The following is a 21,387-nucleotide window of genomic DNA, read 5'->3' on the forward strand; positions in this document are numbered from 1 at the left end:
ACAGGCCGAGGGCGACCTAGGCGGACAGACGGCTAAGTCTTTTGGCCTTATCCGGTCGTAGCGTTCACCGCTGGCTTAGCGATGAACGAAACAAAGGGTGTGTAGATCGCGCGGCCGTGCCTAGGCGCCTCCTTGCCCTTGCGCCGCGGCGCAAGAGCCCGGAACTCCTCTGGGAACGTATAGGTGGCCACGAAGGCAGGTCGAGGTTTGAGACTGGCCAGCATATTGAGTGTGGTGTCTTCCATACCCTCGATGTCGCAATTCACCTCCTCGAAGTCATCCATATTGATGCTCCGCCTACCGACAATGACCATCAACGCAATGGACACCGGATTAGGGTAGCGGTGACTGTCTTCCTTCTGCCGAGTCCTGAGGCAGGTCTGGACGGTCTTGGCTTGGTCGATGGCGGTGTCCCACCGGCGCTCTATCGACTTTGTGAGCTTCGGCGTTTCGCAATTCATGCCGGCCATTTTGAGCTCAATACCAATCACCCGATTGCCGTACCAGGCGAGGTAGTCCACCCGCCCATTCTTTATCGCTGGCGTGCCGTCTCCCTCGGAGTCATGCTCGAGCGCGTCCACGTTTGCGTCCCTCTCTGGCCTGTCAATTCTCACTTCAGTACGCGAGCGCAGGGCGACCCTCGATATAGCAGTCGCAAATAGTCCGGACATTACCCGCTCGTTCGCCCTCAGGGGCGGATCGAGATCGTATTGAATCCCGCGCCCATCGGCGGATGCTAATGCCATCGCTTCGTACATAGTCTGGCGGTAGTTCTCTCCTGCGACCTCGACCAACACGTCGCGAAGGAAACTGTTCAGGTCGCCTGCGTCAGAATTGCTTGCTGACTTGCCGGCGAAGGGCGTAATCACTCGTAGCATGAGTCTCGGCAGAATGTTGCAGCACTAGGCATCTATCGGCATATCCGTGCGAAATCCGTACCCCTCTTGCGTATGCCGTAGCCAATCTACAAGATTGAGAAAAGCTAATACCACATCCATGCGCGATTGATTTTCAAGGCTTTTTTTGGCGTTTCGCCGATCTGCGAGAGGCTTGTGGTCCTAACTTCCGCAGACGCCACCCGCCGTAGCCGGCCACGAGCGTGCATCCGATTGCGGCATCGATATCTGACACTCGCCCCTCGTTGGAGTGATGTTCTTCTTCACAAGCTTTGTTAGGCTGGCACGAGGTTAGCAATGGGAAGAGCTCCCAGGCAAACACATGACGATTGTCAGAACCTATGCCGGGCTTTATTTTTACTCCGACGATCTCGCGCCAGAACGGTTGGCAGGGGTCTTGAAGCTCGATGACTATCGTCAGGTTATTAAGGGAGCCCCCTTAGCCCTCAATAACGTCGCAACCACGACAATGTGGGGATATACTTCGCAGCATGAAATCGCCTCGTTAATCCCAGATTAACATGTCGACTGGTGTCTATCCCAAAAGTCTAAAAGTGCAATCCCGGTAAAATTACCTAACAATCTACCATGAACAATGCTGCCGTAACCATATTGCAAGAAACCCAGCAGAATCCTGTTGCAGATATTTATTCTGCACATATTGCGATAATTCGGCCAATATTGCATGGGTTGCTCTATTCGCTTAAGCAAGATGTGGTTGCAGAGGTTGGTGGATATAACAATGTGAAATTAAAGATGCTTCCTCGCTTAAGGCGGGAGGGAGATGGCGATGTTGGCATTTGCTTCGAATACGCTGTTCATGATGCACTCCGGAGGCGGCATCCGAATATTACAGAGCGTATCTACGATGCACTCACCAAATACTGTAAGGTCCCCGGCGTCGAGATAGACTCTATCCTTTTTGGTGCAGAAAAAAATGGTTCCCTGCAACTCATTGATACGGCTGGTGGAGCTCTAACTGACGAGTCGCGGATTTTGACGGGTGCTCAAGCACAACCACCAAAGCTGAAGCAGTATTTGTCTGATATCGCCCGCGCTTTTCGATCATCTACTTTTCGGGAGTCGCTTCCCAGTACAATCAAGGGCTTATGGAAAGCGGATTTGTTTGTCGGTTGTCGCGATTCCGATAGGTGGGTTGGCACTACGGTAAAAATAAATCCTGCTGCGCTGGAAGGTGCGCCTGGATTGAGGCTTGGCATCGTTCCGTCAACTCAAGGGAGATCTGACAACATTCGGATCGATCAAGCAAAAAATCTCGTTGTCTGCCCGGTTCCTTACGATGCCTCATTTATGGAAGCCTTCTATATATCGTGGGGCATAGCTAAGCAATTCATGGATGCCGATGCATATATGCCAAAGGAAGTTTTTCTTCCATCACCGTTTCAGCGTCAGGTGGCAAATGAACTTGTTACTCGGCGAGAGTTTAACGTAGTTGACGTCATTGAGGCATTAAAACCGTTGGCCCAACCGCATCTTTTGCTCAATAACGCACAGAATGTACCTGTTGATGTCGAAGGCGCAAATATGACGCCGGATGCTATTATTTCTCCCATCCCGGGAATAATAGTCTAAGGCGGCATCAAGGCAAAATACTCTGCCCGTGGAAACAGGGACGAAGGCGGTCGAACTCGCTGCCGTACGGGAACGACCGCCCCCCAGCGCTACCTTTTCCTACCTTTTTTCCTTTTGCCGTACTCACGGATTGCCCCAGTCTAGTGTTGCGCCATCAGGTATCAAGCGAACGGTACGATATCTTGGTAACGCAAACTGTCCGCCCCCCACCTGAGAGGGGGCCGCGGGGCGTCGTGAGTGGCTAGTGGTGGCAGAGATGCGCCCTTGAGCCGCCGACGCCTATCCCTGGCCGGACAGTCTCAGCGATCGGCTCGCAGTAAGCGGACTTCTTCGAAAGGACGACAATATATTCTTTCGGCCCAATCTACGAAGATCGAAAGTTTTCCGGCCACCACGCCGGCGGCCAAGTGGCCCACGTAGAAACACTCAGACTTTTCTGCAGCATCTCATCGACTGGATTGCGGACAGACAGTTCGCTTTTTATGACATCGATCCACACCTTTGCCCGCTCGTCATATGGCGGAGAGAAATCACGGCAACTCTTTTCCAGTCGATCTAAGAACGCGTGCAAATGCTGTACCCGAGCATCCATCTCCATGATGGCAAACGCCTGCTTCAACTGATCATCCCTCGCCTCTCGGCGCCTGCGCTCTTGTGCTCGAAGCTCTTCTTCTCTGCGAGCGTTGGCCTCGCGATCCTTACGCTCGGATCTGAGTTGTGGCAGCGACCCAACCAGATGAAAGGCTGTTTGGATGACTTCGTTGACTTGCGCTTCCAGTTTCTCTTTGCTTCCCTGCCAGGACTTGCGCGCTTGATACTCGGTGCCCTCAATACTCAATGTGAAGATGCCGGACGGGCGCATCTCGAACTCCCTGGCCCAGGCCGCCTCCTTCCGCTTTTCCTCAAGTTCCGCGGGTGTGAGTCGAACGCGACGGTACCCTTCAGAAAATTTGAGCGTTAGCACCTCCTCGTCAAAGCGCAACTCAATTGCTGGATCCTCCGTTCTGCCGGACGAGCGATCGCTTTGCACTTCTCGCTGTGCGATCTTCATTCCGCCGTTCAGAAGCCCCCGAAACAGGGTGGCATGGAGCCGAAGGATCCAGTCCATCGATTCCAGCGAGGCGACAATGTTAAGACATCCCTTGCGGGACAAGCTGTATCTGCCATGTTGTTCGGGCGGAGGATGATCTTCAGGTTTGGCCGTCGCCCAACTGTAGCTACGACGCTGCGACCGCTCGATTAACTTGGGAATGCGCTCGCAGTATTTGTGGGTAGTCCTCACAAGAGGATGCGCACCTTCAAGAGTCATTGCGAACTCGACGGGCATTGCATTGGCAGCCTCGGCTACCCGCGCCGTAAGCAAGTTGGCCCGGTGCTGAGCCATGGCGCGCTGCCTAGCTTGCTCGTCTGGGTCGCTTGCTGCAAATCGAACAAAAACATCCAACTCAGGCGCAGGTAGCGGAATTTTTGTCGGATTCTTCCCAGCGCTTAGCTTCGCCCAGTAGCCTCGTGGAGGTACAGGTATCGCATGTCGTCGACACGCCTTCGCAAGTCCGACATCGGATATTCCCAGCTCTTTCGCCAATCGGACGATCGGCGTCGCCCACACTTTCGTGTATAGCTCGCTGCGCTTCATGACTCACCTCTGGATTCGCGGGCCATCGGGACGACTTCTATTTGCGCATCGCCAAGTACTGCGCTAGCAGCGCCCTGATATTCTCGCCGCCAACCGGGTTCGCGCTGTGAACATGGAAAGTGAAATCGCGTGGAATGAAGCTGCCATCGGCATCCATATCCAGTTCGATAAGCCGCTTCACAACCACCATGGCGGTATCGTCGCCGCCCAAGTCATGATCGAATGAGATCGTCATCGGACATCCGCGATCTCGAATCACTGCTATCGCATCGGGTGACGTACGTACCACCGTCCATGCGCTATCCGGCGCATCCCTCAGGTCATCAATGAAAAGCCTATAAGGTTCCAGCATAAGCCTCCGAGGGTTCTGTAACGGCGCTATTTATTACGGCTCGGCGCCCGCGACGATAGGTGATCAAGATATCGTACAAGCTCACAGTGCTCTTCGTCGCCTATCGCACCGTCCAGTCTTACCGATAGTTCTTCATTTTTTGTCAGACCACCATGGGTAATGTTGGCGGAACCGATTATTGCTGTATATCGATGATCTCGCTCGAAATAGTAGATCTTCGAGTGTAGATAGAAGCGATCTGTCGGTACAACTACGTGTTTAACATCTTTCCCGCTCAACGCCGATGTCACGCTGTCCGGCGTATGCTCCTCGTTGCTGTAGATCACGATGCACGCCGCATTGAGGCTGAGGGCGTGGTCAATTGCGGGCATCAGGTGGTCGAGCCCGTCGAGCTTCATCCAGCCTGAAGATATTACGATCTTCTTTGAGGAGCGGATGAGGTCCACGATTACCGCACGGTGGTTCCTTTTGCTGCCTGGAACATTGAAGATCAGTTTTGTCGTAGCCATATGTTTGAAATCCCGCGACCGCCCTGGTCGATTCCTGAAACGACATGAGGTTAGCACCCCATTCTGCAGAAACTCGTCTACTCTTCAGGGATGCCGCGATGATAGTCCGACCAAGGAGGCTCTGCAGACATGAAACTCCATCCTACAGAACGCCAATACCTCTTGGAGCAGCACGGCAACGCGGTTGATCGTATGGTCAGGTGCCTGAATGACACGGAACCCCAGAAGACCGAAGAGGAGGTAGTTTCGGCCTGGGCGGAGTATTCCGACGACAATTGCGCAACGTGGCTTACACCGCCGGATGATGATGCGACTTTACGCACCATTCTGCTGAGGTACTTGGTGCGCCAGGAAGATGAGGCTTCTGATCGGGTTATCGCTCTTGCCGCCACGGACGGGAGCGGAGATCTCATGATTACATTGTCTGCAGAGCTCGTCGAATCCCTTAACTGGAAGGAAGGAGATCAGTTATCGATGGAGATCGTCGACGCCGACACGCTGATGCTCCAACGCCGATAGCACAGCAGGCCTTCGAACCACGAACGGTCAAAACATGCGGGAAGGCTTAACCTCCGCCACCGAAAGGGCCCCTGTAAGGTCGTTGGGGGTTGCTGCCCTCAAGGCCCTGGCATCATCCAGCGCGTGATGGCGCCCGCCACTTCCTTGAAAATAGGCCCGTCGGACGGCCTCGTTGACGAGGCGGCCTACGAGAACTCCTTTCCATCCGGCGGGCACGTCGATGAGCACGCCGATCAATAGATCCCAATCCACGACGTTGTCAACGCAAACGAGCTGTTCGGCATCCCCGCTTGTATGTGCGAGCCACGCAAGTAACGCGACGCGAAGACTATCGGGGGTGTAGGTGCATTCCGGAAGTCTGGACAACTTGGGAAGTACGATCTCACGGACGAAGGAACTGCACGCCGACTCGTCGATGTCGCGCATCTCGGCGTAGAACTCTTCGCCATTCTGGTCGACGATGCCCATGCTGATCAATTCTTGGCAGATGAAGTCGGTGAACTCGCAATCAACGAAAAGGCGCATAGCGGTCTCCTACGAGATGTCCACGTTAGGATCCACTTCGCCTTGGGCAAGTATTCTGCCCACAGATACAGTCGTATCACTGATGCTTCGTTTTACGGGCGCAAGGAGGCTGAGGGCCGCTCCCACGATCTGCATCGGACGTACGATGTCGCGCTCCATGCCCTCAATAACAGCTGTAGTTCTATAAGAGGTCTTTCGACCCGAGATCCGCTCATCATGTTCGTTCATCACGACGAGGTAGTTTCCCGTGTGTATGGAGCCTGATCCATTGTTTTCAATCGTGACTTCACCGAGAAGGCGACTCGCCGACTCATCGCCGTTCGGCACCAGCTCAATTTTTACTCTCAGCATGGTAAATCCCCTAGAACGTCAATATCCCCATACTCGCAGAATTCTTGTAGCTCACAACATATCGCAGTGCGACGATGCGCTTGCACCCTTACCGGCGCCGTTACGTCGTTGGCCTTACACCATGCCATCCACGCAATCGCACCGTGCCCATCAAATCCGCGCTTGCCCTGAAGGGCATACCAGCGTCCCGAGCGTGTAACGCCGACCGCTCGGCTGGCATCGAAGCTCTCCACAGTTGAACTCACACGCCAAATGCCATTGTCGAGACGGCGGCCAACGAAGTGCACACCGCCGACCCGCACCTGCATGAGTTCCCAGGCAACAAGCACCACATTGGACTCTGCGACTACAGGGAGTGGCGTTCTAAACCGAATGTCCATGTCTGAAGCCATTACACGTCCTGTCCATATAGCTCATCTATTCTCGATCGGAGCGCTTCCTGTGTGGTCGGGCACGAGAGGCCGAGATCGCTGTCGGTCGCAATCAGCCGGTTCCCGAGAACTTCAGGCCAGCCATGGTCATCATCGTCAATCGCTATCCAGTTCGGCGAAACGCGCGCCCCAGCTCTAGATATGTATCTTGCAATCTGTTCATACCGCGGCAGGGCCACAAACCAACTGTCATCAACGGCGGGGAAGCCCTGGATGTGGCGTCGCATCGACGAGTGCCATGTTGCGCCCACGGTTCGCGCGCGCAGCGTGGGAGATAAATAGTCCCGGGCGCGATTAAACCCTAAAACACGCACCCAAGAGGTGGCAAGGACGATGCTCACATTTGGATAAGGCATCAAAATGCTTTCGAGTATGGGCATCCACATGAATAGCTTCCCTTCGGCTCGCAGCACCGGACGACCCTTAATCAAATACGCTTCGTCAGGATGGAGGACACCGTCGTAGTCCAGAAAAATGATCATAGTTCAAGCCATATCCCGAGAGGTTTTCCAGTGAAACAGCTCACGGTAGTAACTGGGCACACTTCTGGCAGGTCGAGGCCTTGGTATCCCATCGTCAAATCTCCGTGCTATCTATGGAACCGCTTTAGTCACTAAGGCGCGCCGTTTCCGATAGCTGATTGAAGGCACTGACTGGGGCTTCGGTTCGACGCGCTGGACCATCAAGGCATCTACCCGCGCGCTGACGGCGGCATCCGCCTCAGGAGTCGCCACTTCGCGCCCCTCTCTTGAAGAGATTCGAATGATATCGAGGATCCTCTCTGCCTCGGACCTCGCTACCCCAGCCTCTTCCATGAGGATTAGCACCTGAGTCTCATGTCGCCGCTTTAGTTCCGAGTGATCCAAATCCTCATCCCAGATTGTCAACTGCGACGTCGGCGTCTTGAGTAACCGGTTCAATTCATACCAATTCCGATAACCGCATACGCGCGCGGCTATCTCGTAGGAGCGACTTGCCTTAAGCGCATTTTTCCCGATAAGTGAACGGAGATGTTTGACCTTTCGCTTAAATCCGTCGAGCGTGGATGGAACAAATCTTTCAGACATGGCACTCCCTCGAAATTCATATCCCGGCGGCGCCAGCCGCCATGTTGGTTTGGCGGAGATGCGATAAGCACCGCAACGTTTGTGTTTATCTCTCCAGGTCTCTTCGCTCTTGGGTGCTTCCAACGAAGCTACTTATCGCTGCGTTCAACGTCTGCTGACTTCGCTCCCAAACATACTGTCGGCACTGGCTGTTTCGGACCCCTGGCCCTGCGACAGCGTGAATGCCAATGGCTAACAACCGCTGTGCCAGGAGCTTCGGGCTCGTCCCCGCAAGCCGAGCCAGTTCAGTGCCAAACACAAATCGATCGCGGAAAACTGACAACGAACTAGTCGAGACCGTTTGCGCCTTGCGCCGTCCAATTCGAACGACGTTCGTCGTAAGGATTTTTGCCCGGGACAACGCATACACGACCTCCTGCTTCACGCCCAATTGGGTAGCGGCCTCAACCAGACTGACACCTTCGGTCTTGCGCCTCTCAAGCGTCCAAGCGGCTACTTCCTCTCTATCCAAACGCCACTCTCCAATCCGCACTGGATCCGCGCCAGTGCCGGCCGACAGTGAACCGAAGCAGATTGCACCGACTAAGGCGACAAATGTGTCCGCATCGGCAACCGTATACTTCGCGATGTCCGCTACCGTGACCGAATCAGAATCGGCCCGCTTCTGCCGTCGTCTCTGGCCTTTTTTTGGGACGGGCAACCGATGTCGATCGATCCACCATCTCTCTCCCGGTTTCGGCCGTCCAGCGAGCGTTTGCAACAGTCCAACATTGAGGAGTTGGCGCACTCGTTCGAGACCTAGGCCTAAAGTCTCGGACGCCTGTCGTAGCGATAGCGCCGATCGCAACGTATTTCGTGCCGCGGCTATCTCATTGAGGTCAACCGATCGGCTAACTCTCCCACTCTTGTGCTTAACTTCAAGCGCACGTAGTTCTCCACTGTCGACGAGGCGAAATAGCAGTGACGGCGGGAGGTTGAACCGTGACGCAGCCTGCCTTACGCTAAGCCAGCAGTGTCGTTGGACGAGCGAATGCGGCAGATTCCGATTGCGACGCGCGAGCGGTGCCCGCCACTCTTCCCGAACATATGCCTCAAATGCCGTCCTCACGAAATTGAAGCTAGTGCCCTTGAGATGTCGATAGATGTCGCGATACAAGGGGCCGACGGCTTTCTGCATCCGCCATCGACTTTCTTGGGGAGCCTGGCCGCACAAGCGACCAACCAGCTTCTTCATGCCTACGGGCCACGTCATCAGTATCTCCCCCGCCTCTCTCGCGATCGGCAGAGTTGTCTCAACTAGGCCGGCATCCCGCACCTTCAATGGCTTGAAATGTTGCGTGGGGTTAGCTCGGACGCCAAGTCGCAGAGCCAATTCGTGCAACTCGATCAACCCTAGCGCTTGAACCTCCTCCGTGCGATCGCGCTGAGTAGCATTAAGCCGAGTTGCCAGTTCGACTGCTAGCCACAGAGCCCCCCGCGACTGTGTCGTGACCGCGATACCGTCCGCTAGCGGCTGGCCACATTCCGCGCATCGAAAGTCGAGTAGCGCTTGCCTGGTGATCCGCTGTTCGCATGTTGAACAATGATCATTCAGTCTGGTGTTATGTGATGGACAGCAAGCCACAAGGGTGAGGCTCCAGTGATTGCGCCAATAGGCGGACCGTCTCAGACAAAGGGGGCAATACTTCCAGATCCGATGGATCCATACTCGTGTTGGCCTGGTTGAAGGTCGCCGGATTTCATCGACTTCGTACGTCCAAGCCGATGAGTGCTTCTTGGCCGCATAGATGCTCGACAGTTCCACCTCCGGCATCGAACGAAATCGCCGGATCAACTCTCCAGATCCGAGTGCATTTGCGCCCTCGAGCCGCGACAGATAGCCGACTAACCCCTCATCTGGCATTGGGTCGAAACGAACCGCTAGTGGGAACATGTTTCCCCTCTGACTAGGTCCGCACTCAAGGACATCAGCATCCGGCGGAGGTTGTCTTGGAGGACTCTCGCCTGAGCGTCAGCAATCCACTGAAACAGCATTGGTTCCAAGTATCGACGCGTTACAGCGTGACGATCTGACGGATCGGACCAGGACAATTCTCCCGACGCTGTCGGCGCCATCAAAACGCGAATAGAGGGAAGCAGGCTGTCCGGCCAGTTCGCCAAGATCTGAGCTGCGCGCTCGAATTGATCGATATTCTGTTGCAGTCCGCTCGGTAGGGAACTGTGCCGGGGCCCTAGCTTCCCAGTCTTCGCATCCATACCACCGAGCACCACAACAATGTCCAATAGCTCCGAGATACTAATTTCGCGGGCGATCGACGCGAGGCCGTGAAGGGTATGCTCAGATTCGCCCGCCGGTTCATCGAGTAAACGCTGGGCGACGAGCCTAGCAAGGGAACGAGCTTCTGCACTCGCGCTGCGTGTAACGATTGACCTAAAATCCGTCCCGCACTCACATTCCGCGTAGCAAGGCCTTCGTATGCCGATCGCCCGCCCCGGGGAACAAGAGCAGCTATCCAAAAGGTAGGTCCCGTGTCGATCGCAGACCGGCACCGGGAGAAGTTTCCAGCCAATTCGACCATAGCCATCTTCCGCGAGACATTGAGGACATAGGCGGGTAGCGAACGGCATCAGATGTTTGACGCGAATCCATTGGCCAGCAAACTTCGCCTTGTGTTGGCTGGGAACAGGCTCTTTTGGCACAAGGTCACGCAGTCGGTAGTCGAGACGAAAACATATCTCTTCATGTTCGTTTGGGGCGTACGTTCTTCGCAAAGGAAGATGAAGTGCCTGCATGACCTCGGCTATTGTGGGTACTGCGTTGCGCTCGGCGACACGGAATAGATAGCTCTCGAAGTTCTCCTCTGGATACGGTTCGACACTACTCGGTAGAACTGGTGAGTTGCGACGGAAAGTTGGAGGGGCGATAGAAGGACTCACCCCTTGGTATAGGAAACGCCCGATGCTCTGGCTCGAGTAACATGTGTACTGCACTCGCTCTACTGTCCATCGAATGCCTCGAACGGTTCACGTGCGCCACTAAGCGGTTTGAAATTGAACGCCGGGTCGAAGGGATTGCGTTCGGGCGGTGCCTCTGCCCACACTTCGTCGTGGAAGGCTTGTGAAAGAACCGTACTGTCAATCCCCTTAGAGCGCCCAATTAGGACCTGCCATGCGGCGCGATCGATCACCTTGATCAGATAGTCAATTAGGCCATTGCTCGCAAAATGGAAGCGCTGAATCATCTCTTTCGTCAGGAAGTCCACAGAGGCCACCGGAAGGAAGGAACGCAGCGCGCCGAGAAGCGCTACAAACTGCTCGGCCTCTTTCCGAACGTAGAGGTCGTACCCTTTGAGACGGACCACTGCAGAGAATCGCCGGCGCAGTTGCTCATTGGTCCAGAGAAGTTGCCGAGTCCTCTCAAGTCCCGCAAGCACAACAACAATATTGCAGGCGTTCATTATTTCCTTGATCCAGTCGGCGGCCTCATAGGTGGTGCTCCTCGTGCAATCGGTGATGTGTTGGGCTTCGTCGAACACGACGACCTCCGTTTGCAAGTTCGCGATTAGTTTAATTATTCGTTTAGTCTTCACGTCTTCAGTATGGCTACGCGCATCAGCGAACGGATCGTTTAAGCCCGTTAGCACGGCGCTAGCTAGATTCTTTTTTGTCGGTGTCGAAGGCGTGGCAATCTGAAGCGTTCGGCAGAGCTTGCCGGGGATCTGGCTATCCGGAAATGACGATGCCAGGCATTGACGGACGGCGGTCGTCTTGCCCGACCCGCTGACGCCGAGAATCGTGAGTCCTTTGCTCGTTCCGGACCGCAACATCTCCTGATGCACATCGCCGATACGTTGAAAGACTTGCTTCACCTGCTGTGTTTCGATGAATTGACGGCGGAGGGAAAAGTGAAAGTCGCTCATATGTGTCGGGAAGGTTCAGAATGCCCGCGGACGGATCTGGAGAACGGCAGGTTCGATATCGAGATCGGGGACTTGCTGAGGATCCGCAATGTCGGGCTGAACGGCAGGTACTGCCCTCGTATTCCCCTCCTTGTCCAACCTGGACTGTGCGGCGTACCTGCGCTTACGAAGCTTGTTGGAATCCATCGCGGCCGTTGCCTCTGCAGTGATTTTTCTGTACGTTTCCAAAACCAACTGTGCATTTGCTCGGGCGTTGATATCGGACTCCTTTTTGGCACGTGAGCGAGCAACCCGATACACATCGCGACTGAGACCATGCATGCGCTTGTCCTTATTTGGCACCACGAAGTAGACGTTACGTAAGGGGTCGCGTACCCATACGTGCCCGAGGTCGTCGCGGAATCGCACGTCGACTTTCGCGCATTCGCCGAGACGATGTCGCAACTCAATGAGATCCTCGCAGTGATACTGTTGGCTATCGACCTCCACGCCGTAGTGATGCAGTTTGACGTTGACACGATGCGCGAGGATGCACTCGAGAGAGTCGAGATCAAGGGGAAGCCGCGGCAAACGAACGGATTCGCCATCCCTCCACACTTGGGCAGGCGTGCGACCGTCTAATCCGCGATGAGGACGCTGGAGATACCGATCGACGATCCAAAGGGTGAGCATTTCTTCCAGTTTCGCGAGCGTGATGCATGCGCGCTCCTCGGATGGGTAGTCGCCACGCTCGTCCACGTTGGAGAACGTCGTTCCCGGTAACCGATGGATGAGGTCCACAGCCAGAGTCCGAAAGAAGCGCTCCACACCACCCTTTTTCTCCGGACCACGCGAGCGCGGGAACAGGACTTCAATTCCCAGTTCATTGAATGCGAGAATCAGATCGTAGGCGTGGAACTCCGCAGCGTTGTCCGGCAGGAGGTAAAGCGGAAGGCCTCTTGCTCGCCATTCGTTCTGCACCTTTGGAAACCTCTCCAGCCAGACTTGCTTTGGACGAATGGCGCGTTCAATGGCTCGAAGCACGCTCTCCGTGTTTGGYGCTGAGAGATGCAGCAGGAAGGCCATGACCATCCGGCTATGGCGATCTATGATTACCGTCAGGTATGGGCGACCGATTACCTCACCGGTGTCCGGGTCTACCACATGAACGTCTAGCAGCGTGTGGTCGATTTCCCACCGATTGAGAATCTTTCCGATTTCGAGCTTCCCGATTGCGTTCCGATGCTTCCTCTTAGCGGCAAACTCGCCTTCGCGCAGTTTGTCGACTTCGAATGGATTCAACTTCGCGATGTAGCGCCTTATCGTTGCTATTGAGGGCAGATTCAACTGGCTCGTCAGCAGCCGGCGCGCATTGATATCCCGGACTCGCCCCCTGAATTCTTCATAGAGGTGCGTGACAGTTGGCCTTTCAGGCAGCAGGTAAGCCTCTTCAAGGCAGGGCGCCAGAATGTCTTCGAGTTCCCCTCGAATTGCAGACAGTCGTCCTTTCTGGCTGTGCTTGGGAACTAAGCGCACTACGCATCTAGTCAATCCGTAACGCTTGGCCCAGCGTCTCACGGTGGACGGGCTCGGACGTGCTTCGTCATGAATGGCGCGGGCGACGTCCGCGATTTGCCTCCTCAATTCCGAGTCGCCGGAGAGCTTAGACGCGTCAACTCCGATTAACGCGTCAAGATAGGCTCGCCTGCGCAACGCTTCAGCGGAGTGCTTCTCAGCGAAGCAGCACAAATCGGGGGGAGCGTTTCTCGTGAGGGGGACAGTATCGAGATAGGGCTGGTCGACGTCTATCGTAAGCTCCTTCTTCTCGTAGGCCCGATAGAATTCGGCTTCTGTCAGAACGACCGGCTCTCCGAAGTCGTCTTTGAATGCGAGCCTATGGTCCATCAATCTGTTCACCAGGACCAATCGTTTTCCACGCAGAAGCACGCACAGGCGGACTCTAAGCGAGAATGTCTGCATGTCGATGCCCTCCCCGGAGGTAGATTGATGAGTTGCTGAGGATTGGCAACTCCAGATCGACGCCGACAATCCCAAGGCCCATTAGCCTCCACGCCTCGAGGTCTCCCACCAGCGAAGACAGATCTCCCACTGTTTCAGGTCGGGCGTTCGTCAGGGAACTTTGCAGTTGGCTCGCGTCTACGAATCTGAGTGGCTCGCGCCTGTGGTACATCAATTCGAAAATGTTTGCGGCTCGCGGCTCCATGGTTAGCACCACATCGGTAACAACGCGAAAATCCCGTCCCATGGCTGCAAATTGAGCCCTCGCTACTGCCATCCGCTTCGCGACTCTGGAAGACCTAAGACGAACCATCGGCTTGACTTCGACCCAGACGTCACTACCGTTGGTAAGCCGTACACGCATGTCAGGGACGTAGCGCTCCGTGTGATCCCCGAAGTCCAGCGTCACACGTTCCGGCTGAGCCTCATAGCCGCGCACCAGGGGCGACACTTCACAGAAGCGCGCAAACATTCCCTCGAGCATTGATTCGCAAGGCGTAGGGCGACCGTTTTTGATTGATGGAATGTATGTTCTGAAATGGTTCGACCGCCGAGTAATGACTTTACGTACGGGCATGCAACTCTCCCTTCGCGTATTCATTTTTGCCCGCACGCATCTGATGCGAATCCAGCATCCCGGAGCACGCGTGCGTAGTCCCAGCCTCGGCACAAGCGTGGGCTACTCCGCATTGCAACAATCCTGGGAGCCTGCAGCGGATGCCACTACTGAACCCTTCTTTACAGGGGAACCATCGATCGCGTGGCCGAGCTGGTTCTGGCGTTGAGTTCTGTTGGGGAAACTGCGTCTTAAAGCAACGGTTGCTCGACATCAAATGTCCTTTTTCCAGGGTGCATGGCACCAACCCGACTACCTTTGGCTGTCGGGAAACGGGCGAGCGCTACCGCGCGAAGGCTTCATGTCGACCAAATTTTGGCGACACGAAACCCTCCGCGGACGGCTGGCAATGAAAAGGGCTTGACGCTACGCGTGGGACGTTGGAGACTTGTGGTGCTGACCCGGTGTCTCTCTAATGAGGCTCCGACCCAGAGCGCTACGGGCCCATGGTCTGTGGCGCTTTTTCTTTACATGCTTGCTCCTCCGTCTGATGGCGATGGCCGAATGGTGTGGTGTCGGTCCCGAACGCCAAAGAACACGTCCAAGAGGCTTTGCAGCGAATTGGTATCCGCTTCATCAAGTTGCGGCAGCTCACGCACTAACGCCTGCACAATCCCGTGCTGCACGCGAGTAAGCTCTTCCGGAAGCCGAAGAGTGCGTTGAGACAATCTGGCGGCAAGCTCAAGCTCTCGCCTCCCCTCCCGATTCAGAGACAGTGACTCTGCAATCCCGTCCAGTAAAGCCTCTCCCTTGGGTCGCTTCTTCCCTGTCTCGATGGCCCCAAGATAAGTTGAATCGACCCCGACACGACGCGCGAGTTCGGCCTGCGTGAGGTCAGCTGCCAATCGATGCTGTCGAATGAATTCGCCGAGCGCGGTCATACCCGAGTCGTCTAAAGGAGGTCACTAAGCTGCCAAGATACCGGCACCGATGCCAGAACGCAACAAATCCTTAAAAATCAACGACTTATACGAAAAATAACGTTAATTTTGCATCGGAGAATGACCTCTTTTCTTTTTTCTGACCGATTTCGCCTCAGACTTTTGTCTTCACAGGAGACTGCACAGGTTCTCTCGCCTCTCGCTCCTTGAGGAAGCGTCGGCGTCTGCGATACCAGAATGCACTCTAAGGCACTTTTGAGGGTCGCAAGCCGCATCGAGGGACCGATGCATCACGAACTGGCGCAGCGCCATTTCAGGAACCCCCTCAAGAATTTACTGCTGACTCGGAGATCGAATTGAGGCAAATAACTGTGCCATGTAGAATGCAGTTGCTCCCAATAACTGCACCATTCGTTTCCGCCTTCGGCTCCGATGGACGTACTCCTACTCACAAACTGCACCAACCGGAAACGCGGACGCGCCAGGGATGAGCGCCCCGCCCATTGGTATCGAGGCGCACCCGTCGAGAGGGGTACGCTGGCAAACCTTGCACGCCTGTGGAAGAAGGAACTGTCTCGTCTAGGGGATCGAATGCCAGCAACCGAACTCTACGTTGGCCGATCCGTTGTAGACGCACGCGAGGCGGCCGGCCTCCTCGGGGCTACGATGGGTTTCGTGTCAGCCGGCCTGGGACTCACGCATGCCGATGCATTGGTGCCTTGTTACGACTTAACCGTCTCTCCGGGGCCGACTTCCATCTTGCCGTTGCTTACACAGTGCGGCTCAACGCCGGCAGACTGGTGGATGGAACTGAATGGGGGACCGGCGATTGCGCGAGCCGTTTCTGATGCCCGCACTCGGGCAGTTTTTCTTGCGCTACCGAGTGGCTACCTAGAGATGATCTCTGCGGACCTCCAGCATTGCCCCTCGCGGAGCGCGGAGAAACTTCGGATTTTCACATCCGAGAAGGGCCGCAAAGCAGTCCCTGAGCACCTGCAGTATTGCGTCATGCCGTATGACGATCGACTGGAAGCAACAGATTTGTCGGGCACTCGAACCGATTTTCCTCAGCGAGCTCTACGTCACTTCGTCGAGAGATTGAACGGCAACAATTTGTCGCTCGCTGACAGCGTCGTTGCAGTGGAGCGCTCCATGTTCGGATTGAAGGCCCCGCGCACGCCTCTTCGAACCAAGTTGAACGATGAGGAAATCGGCCAACTACTCCGGGCTCATTGGAGCGAGAACAACGGAAGTTCCACCCGCTTGCTGAGATTCCTTCGGGACCAGGCTCAGGTAGCTTGCGAGCAAGGACGGTTTCGCCGCATCTGGGGTGAATTGCGCCAAGAGATAAGTTCGTGAGGCGATATCGCAGTGACTACAAAAAATAAAGAGATTGTCGTTCGAGCACTTCACACCACTCAGGGCGGTGGCGTGGACGTGTACGCGTTTTTCATTGGTGGCGGGGACGTAACGAAGCTAGCAGACATTAGCCGGATTGAACGCGACCCCAAGGACGCGCTAAAGGGCTTCCAGCGTCCAGAGATACGTAGCCATGTGAAAGGCATCGTTGATTACCTCAATCAAGGCAACGTCCTCTTTCCGAATGCGATTATCTTAGCCATGTCTCCAGATGTACGGTTCGTCGCAGCCCGCGGGTCTAAGCCGACAGGCGATCTGGGGATATCGCAGGCCGGAACGCTCACCATACCAATCTTCGAGGAAGGGGCGCGAGTCGCCTGGGTTGTCGACGGCCAACAACGCTCGCTTGCGCTCGCCCAAGCGAAGAATTCTTCGATCCCCGTGCCCGTGATTGGCTTCGTGTCCGATAGCATTGAGACACAACGCGAACAATTTATCCTCGTCAACAAGGCGAAGCCTTTGCCAACTCGGTTGATCAACGAGTTGCTACCCGAAACGTCCGGAATTCTGCTGCCGCGCGAATTGAACGCGCGCCGCATACCGTCAGAACTGTGCAACCTCCTGAACCGCAACCCCAGCTCCCCGTTTTACCGACTCATCAAGCGGATGACGGATCGCCCCGCCTCTGATGCGGTCGTCACAGATACAGCGGTCATTACGATGATTCGCAATAGCCTCAACAATCCTTTAGGCGCATTGGCGACCTATAAGGCGCGAGTCCATGAGCCAGCAGACGTGGAAGCGATGTACAAGGTCCTTTCAAACTTCTGGTTAGCAGTGCGCGACGTATTTCCGGATGCATGGGGACGAGACCCGCGTCAGAGTCGGTTGATGCACTCCGCCGGGATCGAAGCGATGGGGGTCCTGATGGACCGGATATACGCGAAGCTGTCGGGGATCGGCGAAGACTACAAGACGATTCTCAGTGAACTCGAGTTGATCGCACCCCATTGCGCTTGGACGGAAGGCCACTGGGAATCTCTGGGGGTAGGTTGGAACGAGATTCAAAACACCCCACGAGACATTAAGAAATTACAGGATGCGCTAGTGCGTACCTACGCAACGCAAGTTAAAAGATGAAGTTTTTGTATTCTGACACGCAGGATTACGTCGATCCAATGTATGACTTCCTGCTAGACCGCAATGCGCCCGGTCGAAAGCGCTATTGGGATGATTGCTACGCGCACGAGTTGATGGAGCCTGCGCCATACGATGGCTTACTTGTGTCAATGAGCGCGATTCGGCAAGCCGACGGCGTCGCCACATCCAAAGTCAGATACTCCACTGCAGAGGAACAACGCATGCTTCGCGATGGGGCACGCAAATTCCTGCGCTTTGGTGGTCCTAAGCATAAGGACAAAATGCTTATGGGGGACTGCGGCGCATTCGCGTACGTCGAGCACCCTAAGCCCGCGTACTCGCCAGCCGAAGTGGTTGAATTCTACACAGATGCTGGATTTACGCATGGCTGTGCACCCGATCACATTATTTTTGCTTGTGACACGAGCAACCCGCCCCGTAGTGAACAATCTCAGGACGTTCAGGACCGCTACGACATAACTCTTTCGAATGCCGAAGAGTTCATTAGGCTGACCGAGAAGGAAGAGTGGCCGTTCGAGCCCCTGGGACCGATCCAAGGTTGGTCTCCCGAGAGTATGGCCGCAGCAGCGGTGAAACTCGAAGAGATGGGCTACCGCTACTTAGCCGTTGGAGGCCTAGTTCCCTTGAGGGTTGACGTCATTCACAAGGTGCTACAGGCAATTCGAAAGGCCATAAAGCCCGAGACCGACATTCACCTTCTCGGATTTGCAAAGGCTGACAAGATCCACGAATTTACGGGCTATGGGGTTACGAGCTTTGACTCAACCTCCCCCCTCATTCGGGCGTTCAAAGATGCCAAGGCGAACTATTACAGTCCCAATGGTGATGGCACGCTGGAATACTTCGCCGCAATTCGCATCCCGCAGGCCATCGAAAATTCTAGGCTCGTCCAAGGTATCAAACGTGGGATCTTCAGTGCTGAGGATCTGGTGCGACGCGAGCAACTCGCTCTGGAAGCTATTCGAGCCTTTGACAAACGACGGATGCCGCTCTCTACCGCTCTGGACGCGCTTACTGACTACCAGCGCTTTCTGACCCAAGGTGAACCAGCCTCCGAGGAACAACGCGAGCGCGAACTGAGGAAGCAGCGAGAGTTGATGGCACGGACGCTTGAGGCGAAGCCCTGGAAGCAATGCGGGTGCCCCATTTGCCGTGAAGTCGGCGTCGAAGTGATCATCTTCAGAGCTAGCAATCGAAACAAGCGACGTGGATTTCACAACCTCGGCGTCTATCACAAACACGTACAGAACATTCTGGAGGAGTGCCGGTGAGCGTATTCCGATTCAAGGCCATTCGGGCACAACAAGCTAAGGGGCATGACGTTTTTTCCTTTGCGGCGACGCCCGAGCAAGTCCTCGCATTTTCTGAAATCGAACGAATCGGCCGTACCGAAGACGGCCACCTAAAGGGATTTCAGCGACATCAGGTCGCCTCGCACATTAAGGAAATTCGCGATTACCTTAACCGGGATGATGCTCTGCTGCCAAATGCTGTCATTGTCGCCTTCATCGATGGTGTACGCGTCAAGGATCTGGGCGGTGGCATCGTAAGTGTTGAGATCAATGCGAAGAAGAGCAAACCTGGTTTCGTGGTCGATGGTCAGCAACGGCTCACCGCCCTTTCAGGAATTAAGAAGGCCGGCTTTCAGGTATTTGTTTCGGCACTCGTGTGCAAGGACTACAACGAACTTCGTCAACAGTTCGTCCTCATTAACAACACGCGCCCACTGCCAAAGACACTTATCTACGAACTTCTACCCAATGTCGAAGGGCTCCCAGAGCGCTTCACATCGCGAAAGTTCGCCGCCCGAGTGGTCGACCGCCTGAACTATCAGGCTGGGTCATCGTTGTATGGTGAGATTCGTCAACACACAAATCCCAGAGGTGTGATTAGTGACACTGCCATGCAGAAGTTGGTGATGAACTCGACTTCCGATGGCGCCATCCGAGACTTCATCAAGGAGGATGATTTCGAAGAGTTATCCGTCTCATTGATTGACGAGTTCTTCAAGGCCGTAGTTGACGTTTTCGGGCCAGAATGGGTCGGGATGGTGCCTCGAACCTCGCGACTGCGTCACGGCGCAGGCATTGTCGCGATGGGTTTCGTTATGGAACTGCTGTACGCAACAGAAGGCGCCAGGCTCAAAGATGAGTTCATTCCAGGGCTCCGACTGCTAAAGCCCTTTACGGCTTGGACCAGCGGTACTTGGGAGTTGTCGCAGAATGACGTGCGGCCATGGAACGGTATCCAAAACACACCGTCGGACATCGATCTTCTGGCGAACTACCTGACTCGTACGATGAAGCGCCTTCTTCGCAAGCCTCGTCGTATTGCCTAATGGGTGACATCATGCATAAACGCGCACTTGTACTCTTTTCGGGCGGTCAAGACTCGACGACGTGCCTCGCTTGGGCGCTTCAGCGGTATGAGCATGTCGAGACAATCGGCTTCGACTATGGCCAGCGACACCGCGTCGAGTTGGAATGTCGGAAGACGATCCTCCGAAAAATCAGATCTGCGTTTCCGAATTGGTCGGGGAAACTTGGTGATGACCATATGCTCGATCTAAGCGTTCTTGGGGCGGTAAGTGACACCGCCCTAACGAGCGAAAAGCAGATCGAGTTCAACGCCTCCGGTCTGCCTAACACCTTTGTTCCCGGGCGAAATCTGATCTTCTTCAATTTCGCAGCAACACTCGCCTATCGACGGAATCTACCTGTATTGGTGGGCGGGATGTGCGAGACGGACTATTCCGGCTATCCCGACTGCCGTGAAAACACGCTGAAGTCTCTCCAGGTTACGCTCAGCCTTGGTATGGATTGGCCGCTGCTCATTGAGACACCGCTTATGTGGCTTACCAAGGCAGAGACATGGGGCTTGGCGGCGAAACTGGGAGGCCCTCAGTTCGTTGACCTTATTCGGTACGATGCCCACACCTGCTATGTAGGCGACCACGCAACAGCACACACCTGGGGATATGGGTGTGGGATCTGCCCAGCGTGTGAACTACGAGGTAAGGGATTCGAAGAATACCTTCGGACAGCCTCGCGATAATGCGGCGCGACGACGCGGCCATAGATCCTAATTACATTAACTCCAATGAGATACGAGGTTAGCCAGAAATTTTACTTTGAGGCAGCACATACTTTGCATCGCACGATCGATGCCGAAGGGAGCCGTCGCATACATGGACATACCTATCATGCGGAAGTGACACTTAGTGGCTCTCCTGCACTGGAGTCAGGGATGGTTGTGGACCTCGCGATACTTCGGCGAGAGATCGATCGGGTACGTGATGCTCTCGACCATCGTTTCTTGGACGAGATCGCTGAACTCGGGCCTGCTACGCTCGAAAACCTATGTGCTTTCATTGGCAAGCGGTTATCTCGGTCACTGCCAAATGTTATTCGAGTCTGTGTCAAACGCCCTGCGAGCGGCGATTCCTGCACGCTGCATATGGAATAAAGGCCAACCGCCCCGAGACGTCGCATAGATGCATAGATGCATAGATGCATAGATTTCAGAAGAATAGTGTTTTTATCGAGTGGGCCGAGAAGATCGTGTTCAGTGTTG

At 55.1% G+C, this 21,387-nt stretch carries 21 protein-coding genes; 8 read left to right on the forward strand and 13 right to left on the reverse strand.

Annotated elements, in window-relative coordinates; genetic code table 11:
• Nucleotides 1-47 precede the first annotated feature (47 nt).
• Entirely contained in the window at nucleotides 48-878 is an 831-nt protein-coding gene (locus AC1DP9_RS08490) for a hypothetical protein (protein WP_477107044.1), read from the reverse strand.
• A 340-nt stretch (nucleotides 879-1,218) separates the two neighbouring features.
• On the opposite strand from AC1DP9_RS08490, the gene AC1DP9_RS08495 reads away from it, so the two are divergent.
• Nucleotides 1,219-1,416: a hypothetical protein gene (locus AC1DP9_RS08495; RefSeq protein ID WP_477107045.1), complete on the forward strand. Its 198-nt coding sequence runs from the start codon at nucleotides 1,219-1,221 to the stop codon at nucleotides 1,414-1,416.
• A 68-nt stretch (nucleotides 1,417-1,484) separates the two neighbouring features.
• Complete coding sequence (locus AC1DP9_RS08500; protein WP_477107046.1) at nucleotides 1,485-2,489, forward strand: hypothetical protein; 1,005 nt, start codon at nucleotides 1,485-1,487, stop codon at nucleotides 2,487-2,489.
• 364 nt (nucleotides 2,490-2,853) lie between these two features.
• Here the strand turns inward: AC1DP9_RS08500 and AC1DP9_RS08505 are convergent, their stop codons facing one another.
• Genes AC1DP9_RS08505 through AC1DP9_RS08515 form a run of 3 tightly spaced genes read right to left on the reverse strand, consistent with a single transcriptional unit; the run spans nucleotide 2,854 to nucleotide 4,986 of the window.
• Nucleotides 2,854-4,125 (reverse strand): hypothetical protein, encoded by a 1,272-nt coding sequence (locus tag AC1DP9_RS08505; RefSeq protein WP_477107047.1) that lies wholly within the window; start codon nucleotides 4,123-4,125, stop codon nucleotides 2,854-2,856.
• Between the two features lie 37 nt (nucleotides 4,126-4,162).
• Complete coding sequence (locus tag AC1DP9_RS08510; protein WP_477107048.1) at nucleotides 4,163-4,477, reverse strand: cyclic-phosphate processing receiver domain-containing protein; 315 nt, start codon at nucleotides 4,475-4,477, stop codon at nucleotides 4,163-4,165.
• A gap of 26 nt (nucleotides 4,478-4,503) precedes the next feature.
• Nucleotides 4,504-4,986, reverse strand: a complete 483-nt coding sequence (locus tag AC1DP9_RS08515; RefSeq protein WP_477107049.1) for a restriction endonuclease PLD domain-containing protein — start codon at nucleotides 4,984-4,986, stop codon at nucleotides 4,504-4,506.
• A 129-nt stretch (nucleotides 4,987-5,115) separates the two neighbouring features.
• On the opposite strand from AC1DP9_RS08515, the gene AC1DP9_RS08520 reads away from it, so the two are divergent.
• Entirely contained in the window at nucleotides 5,116-5,505 is a 390-nt protein-coding gene (locus tag AC1DP9_RS08520) for a hypothetical protein (protein WP_477107050.1), read from the forward strand.
• 27 nt (nucleotides 5,506-5,532) lie between these two features.
• On the opposite strand, the gene AC1DP9_RS08525 is transcribed toward AC1DP9_RS08520, so the two are convergent.
• The 9 genes from AC1DP9_RS08525 to AC1DP9_RS08565 all read right to left on the reverse strand — a co-directional run bounded on the left by AC1DP9_RS08525 (nucleotide 5,533) and on the right by AC1DP9_RS08565 (nucleotide 15,294).
• On the reverse strand, nucleotides 5,533-6,030 hold the full coding sequence (locus AC1DP9_RS08525; RefSeq protein WP_477107051.1) for a 3'-5' exonuclease family protein: 498 nt from the start codon (nucleotides 6,028-6,030) through the stop codon (nucleotides 5,533-5,535).
• A 9-nt stretch (nucleotides 6,031-6,039) separates the two neighbouring features.
• Nucleotides 6,040-6,381 (reverse strand): hypothetical protein, encoded by a 342-nt coding sequence (locus AC1DP9_RS08530; protein ID WP_477107052.1) that lies wholly within the window; start codon nucleotides 6,379-6,381, stop codon nucleotides 6,040-6,042.
• Between the two features lie 391 nt (nucleotides 6,382-6,772).
• Entirely contained in the window at nucleotides 6,773-7,294 is a 522-nt protein-coding gene (locus tag AC1DP9_RS08535; protein ID WP_477107053.1) for an HAD domain-containing protein, read from the reverse strand.
• Nucleotides 7,295-7,964: 670 nt separating this feature from the next.
• A complete protein-coding gene (locus tag AC1DP9_RS08540) occupies nucleotides 7,965-9,812 on the reverse strand; it encodes a TniQ family protein (RefSeq protein ID WP_477107054.1) in 1,848 nt (615 codons plus the stop codon).
• Nucleotides 9,800-10,870, reverse strand: a complete 1,071-nt coding sequence (locus AC1DP9_RS08545) for a TniQ family protein (RefSeq protein WP_477107055.1) — start codon at nucleotides 10,868-10,870, stop codon at nucleotides 9,800-9,802. The genes AC1DP9_RS08540 and AC1DP9_RS08545 overlap by 13 nt, the downstream gene beginning before the upstream one ends.
• A gap of 5 nt (nucleotides 10,871-10,875) precedes the next feature.
• Nucleotides 10,876-11,799 carry a TniB family NTP-binding protein gene (locus tag AC1DP9_RS08550; RefSeq protein WP_477107056.1) on the reverse strand — a complete coding sequence of 308 codons (924 nt, stop codon included), beginning with the start codon at nucleotides 11,797-11,799 and terminating at the stop codon, nucleotides 10,876-10,878.
• Nucleotides 11,800-11,814: 15 nt separating this feature from the next.
• A complete protein-coding gene (locus AC1DP9_RS08555; protein WP_477107057.1) occupies nucleotides 11,815-13,758 on the reverse strand; it encodes a transposase family protein in 1,944 nt (647 codons plus the stop codon).
• Nucleotides 13,739-14,398 carry a Tn7 transposase TnsA N-terminal domain-containing protein gene (locus AC1DP9_RS08560; protein WP_477107058.1) on the reverse strand — a complete coding sequence of 220 codons (660 nt, stop codon included), beginning with the start codon at nucleotides 14,396-14,398 and terminating at the stop codon, nucleotides 13,739-13,741. Before AC1DP9_RS08560 ends, AC1DP9_RS08555 begins: the two co-directional genes overlap by 20 nt.
• Before the next feature lie 482 nt (nucleotides 14,399-14,880).
• The gene (locus AC1DP9_RS08565) at nucleotides 14,881-15,294 is read right to left on the reverse strand and encodes a helix-turn-helix transcriptional regulator (protein ID WP_477107059.1); all 414 of its coding nucleotides are present in this window, start codon (nucleotides 15,292-15,294) and stop codon (nucleotides 14,881-14,883) included.
• 1,371 nt (nucleotides 15,295-16,665) lie between these two features.
• On the opposite strand from AC1DP9_RS08565, the gene dbpB (AC1DP9_RS08570) reads away from it, so the two are divergent.
• From dbpB (AC1DP9_RS08570) to AC1DP9_RS08590, 5 genes are read left to right on the forward strand one after another with little or no spacing between them, the layout of a single operon-like run.
• A complete protein-coding gene (gene dbpB, locus AC1DP9_RS08570; RefSeq protein ID WP_477107060.1) occupies nucleotides 16,666-17,793 on the forward strand; it encodes a DGQHR domain-containing protein DpdB in 1,128 nt (375 codons plus the stop codon).
• Nucleotides 17,790-19,085 (forward strand): tRNA-guanine transglycosylase DpdA, encoded by a 1,296-nt coding sequence (dpdA, locus tag AC1DP9_RS08575; protein ID WP_477107061.1) that lies wholly within the window; start codon nucleotides 17,790-17,792, stop codon nucleotides 19,083-19,085. Before dbpB (AC1DP9_RS08570) ends, dpdA begins: the two co-directional genes overlap by 4 nt.
• Complete coding sequence (gene dbpB / locus AC1DP9_RS08580; RefSeq protein ID WP_477107062.1) at nucleotides 19,082-20,152, forward strand: DGQHR domain-containing protein DpdB; 1,071 nt, start codon at nucleotides 19,082-19,084, stop codon at nucleotides 20,150-20,152. The genes dpdA and dbpB (AC1DP9_RS08580) overlap by 4 nt, the downstream gene beginning before the upstream one ends.
• 11 nt (nucleotides 20,153-20,163) lie before the next feature.
• Nucleotides 20,164-20,868, forward strand: a complete 705-nt coding sequence (gene queC, locus AC1DP9_RS08585; protein WP_477107063.1) for a 7-cyano-7-deazaguanine synthase QueC — start codon at nucleotides 20,164-20,166, stop codon at nucleotides 20,866-20,868.
• Nucleotides 20,869-20,913: 45 nt separating this feature from the next.
• A complete protein-coding gene (locus tag AC1DP9_RS08590) occupies nucleotides 20,914-21,279 on the forward strand; it encodes a 6-pyruvoyl trahydropterin synthase family protein (protein ID WP_477107064.1) in 366 nt (121 codons plus the stop codon).
• Nucleotides 21,280-21,387 lie beyond the last annotated feature (108 nt).

This window comes from Cupriavidus sp. 01L43 (assembly GCF_056399925.1).

What these genes read in the sequence shown, in the direction of transcription:
- AC1DP9_RS08490 (WP_477107044.1), bottom strand. Translation starts at nt 878, where the DNA reads ATGCTACGAGTGATTACGCCCTTCGCCGGCAAGTCAGCAAGCAATTCT.
- AC1DP9_RS08495 (WP_477107045.1), top strand. Translation starts at nt 1,219, where the DNA reads ATGACGATTGTCAGAACCTATGCCGGGCTTTATTTTTACTCCGACGAT.
- AC1DP9_RS08500 (WP_477107046.1), top strand. Translation starts at nt 1,485, where the DNA reads ATGAACAATGCTGCCGTAACCATATTGCAAGAAACCCAGCAGAATCCT.
- AC1DP9_RS08505 (WP_477107047.1), bottom strand. Translation starts at nt 4,125, where the DNA reads ATGAAGCGCAGCGAGCTATACACGAAAGTGTGGGCGACGCCGATCGTC.
- AC1DP9_RS08510 (WP_477107048.1), bottom strand. Translation starts at nt 4,477, where the DNA reads ATGCTGGAACCTTATAGGCTTTTCATTGATGACCTGAGGGATGCGCCG.
- AC1DP9_RS08515 (WP_477107049.1), bottom strand. Translation starts at nt 4,986, where the DNA reads ATGGCTACGACAAAACTGATCTTCAATGTTCCAGGCAGCAAAAGGAAC.
- AC1DP9_RS08520 (WP_477107050.1), top strand. Translation starts at nt 5,116, where the DNA reads ATGAAACTCCATCCTACAGAACGCCAATACCTCTTGGAGCAGCACGGC.
- AC1DP9_RS08525 (WP_477107051.1), bottom strand. Translation starts at nt 6,030, where the DNA reads ATGCGCCTTTTCGTTGATTGCGAGTTCACCGACTTCATCTGCCAAGAA.
- AC1DP9_RS08530 (WP_477107052.1), bottom strand. Translation starts at nt 6,381, where the DNA reads ATGCTGAGAGTAAAAATTGAGCTGGTGCCGAACGGCGATGAGTCGGCG.
- AC1DP9_RS08535 (WP_477107053.1), bottom strand. Translation starts at nt 7,294, where the DNA reads ATGATCATTTTTCTGGACTACGACGGTGTCCTCCATCCTGACGAAGCG.
- AC1DP9_RS08540 (WP_477107054.1), bottom strand. Translation starts at nt 9,812, where the DNA reads ATGTTCCCACTAGCGGTTCGTTTCGACCCAATGCCAGATGAGGGGTTA.
- AC1DP9_RS08550 (WP_477107056.1), bottom strand. Translation starts at nt 11,799, where the DNA reads ATGAGCGACTTTCACTTTTCCCTCCGCCGTCAATTCATCGAAACACAG.
- AC1DP9_RS08560 (WP_477107058.1), bottom strand. Translation starts at nt 14,398, where the DNA reads ATGAATACGCGAAGGGAGAGTTGCATGCCCGTACGTAAAGTCATTACT.
- AC1DP9_RS08565 (WP_477107059.1), bottom strand. Translation starts at nt 15,294, where the DNA reads ATGACCGCGCTCGGCGAATTCATTCGACAGCATCGATTGGCAGCTGAC.
- dpdA (WP_477107061.1), top strand. Translation starts at nt 17,790, where the DNA reads ATGAAGTTTTTGTATTCTGACACGCAGGATTACGTCGATCCAATGTAT.
- queC (WP_477107063.1), top strand. Translation starts at nt 20,164, where the DNA reads ATGCATAAACGCGCACTTGTACTCTTTTCGGGCGGTCAAGACTCGACG.
- AC1DP9_RS08590 (WP_477107064.1), top strand. Translation starts at nt 20,914, where the DNA reads ATGAGATACGAGGTTAGCCAGAAATTTTACTTTGAGGCAGCACATACT.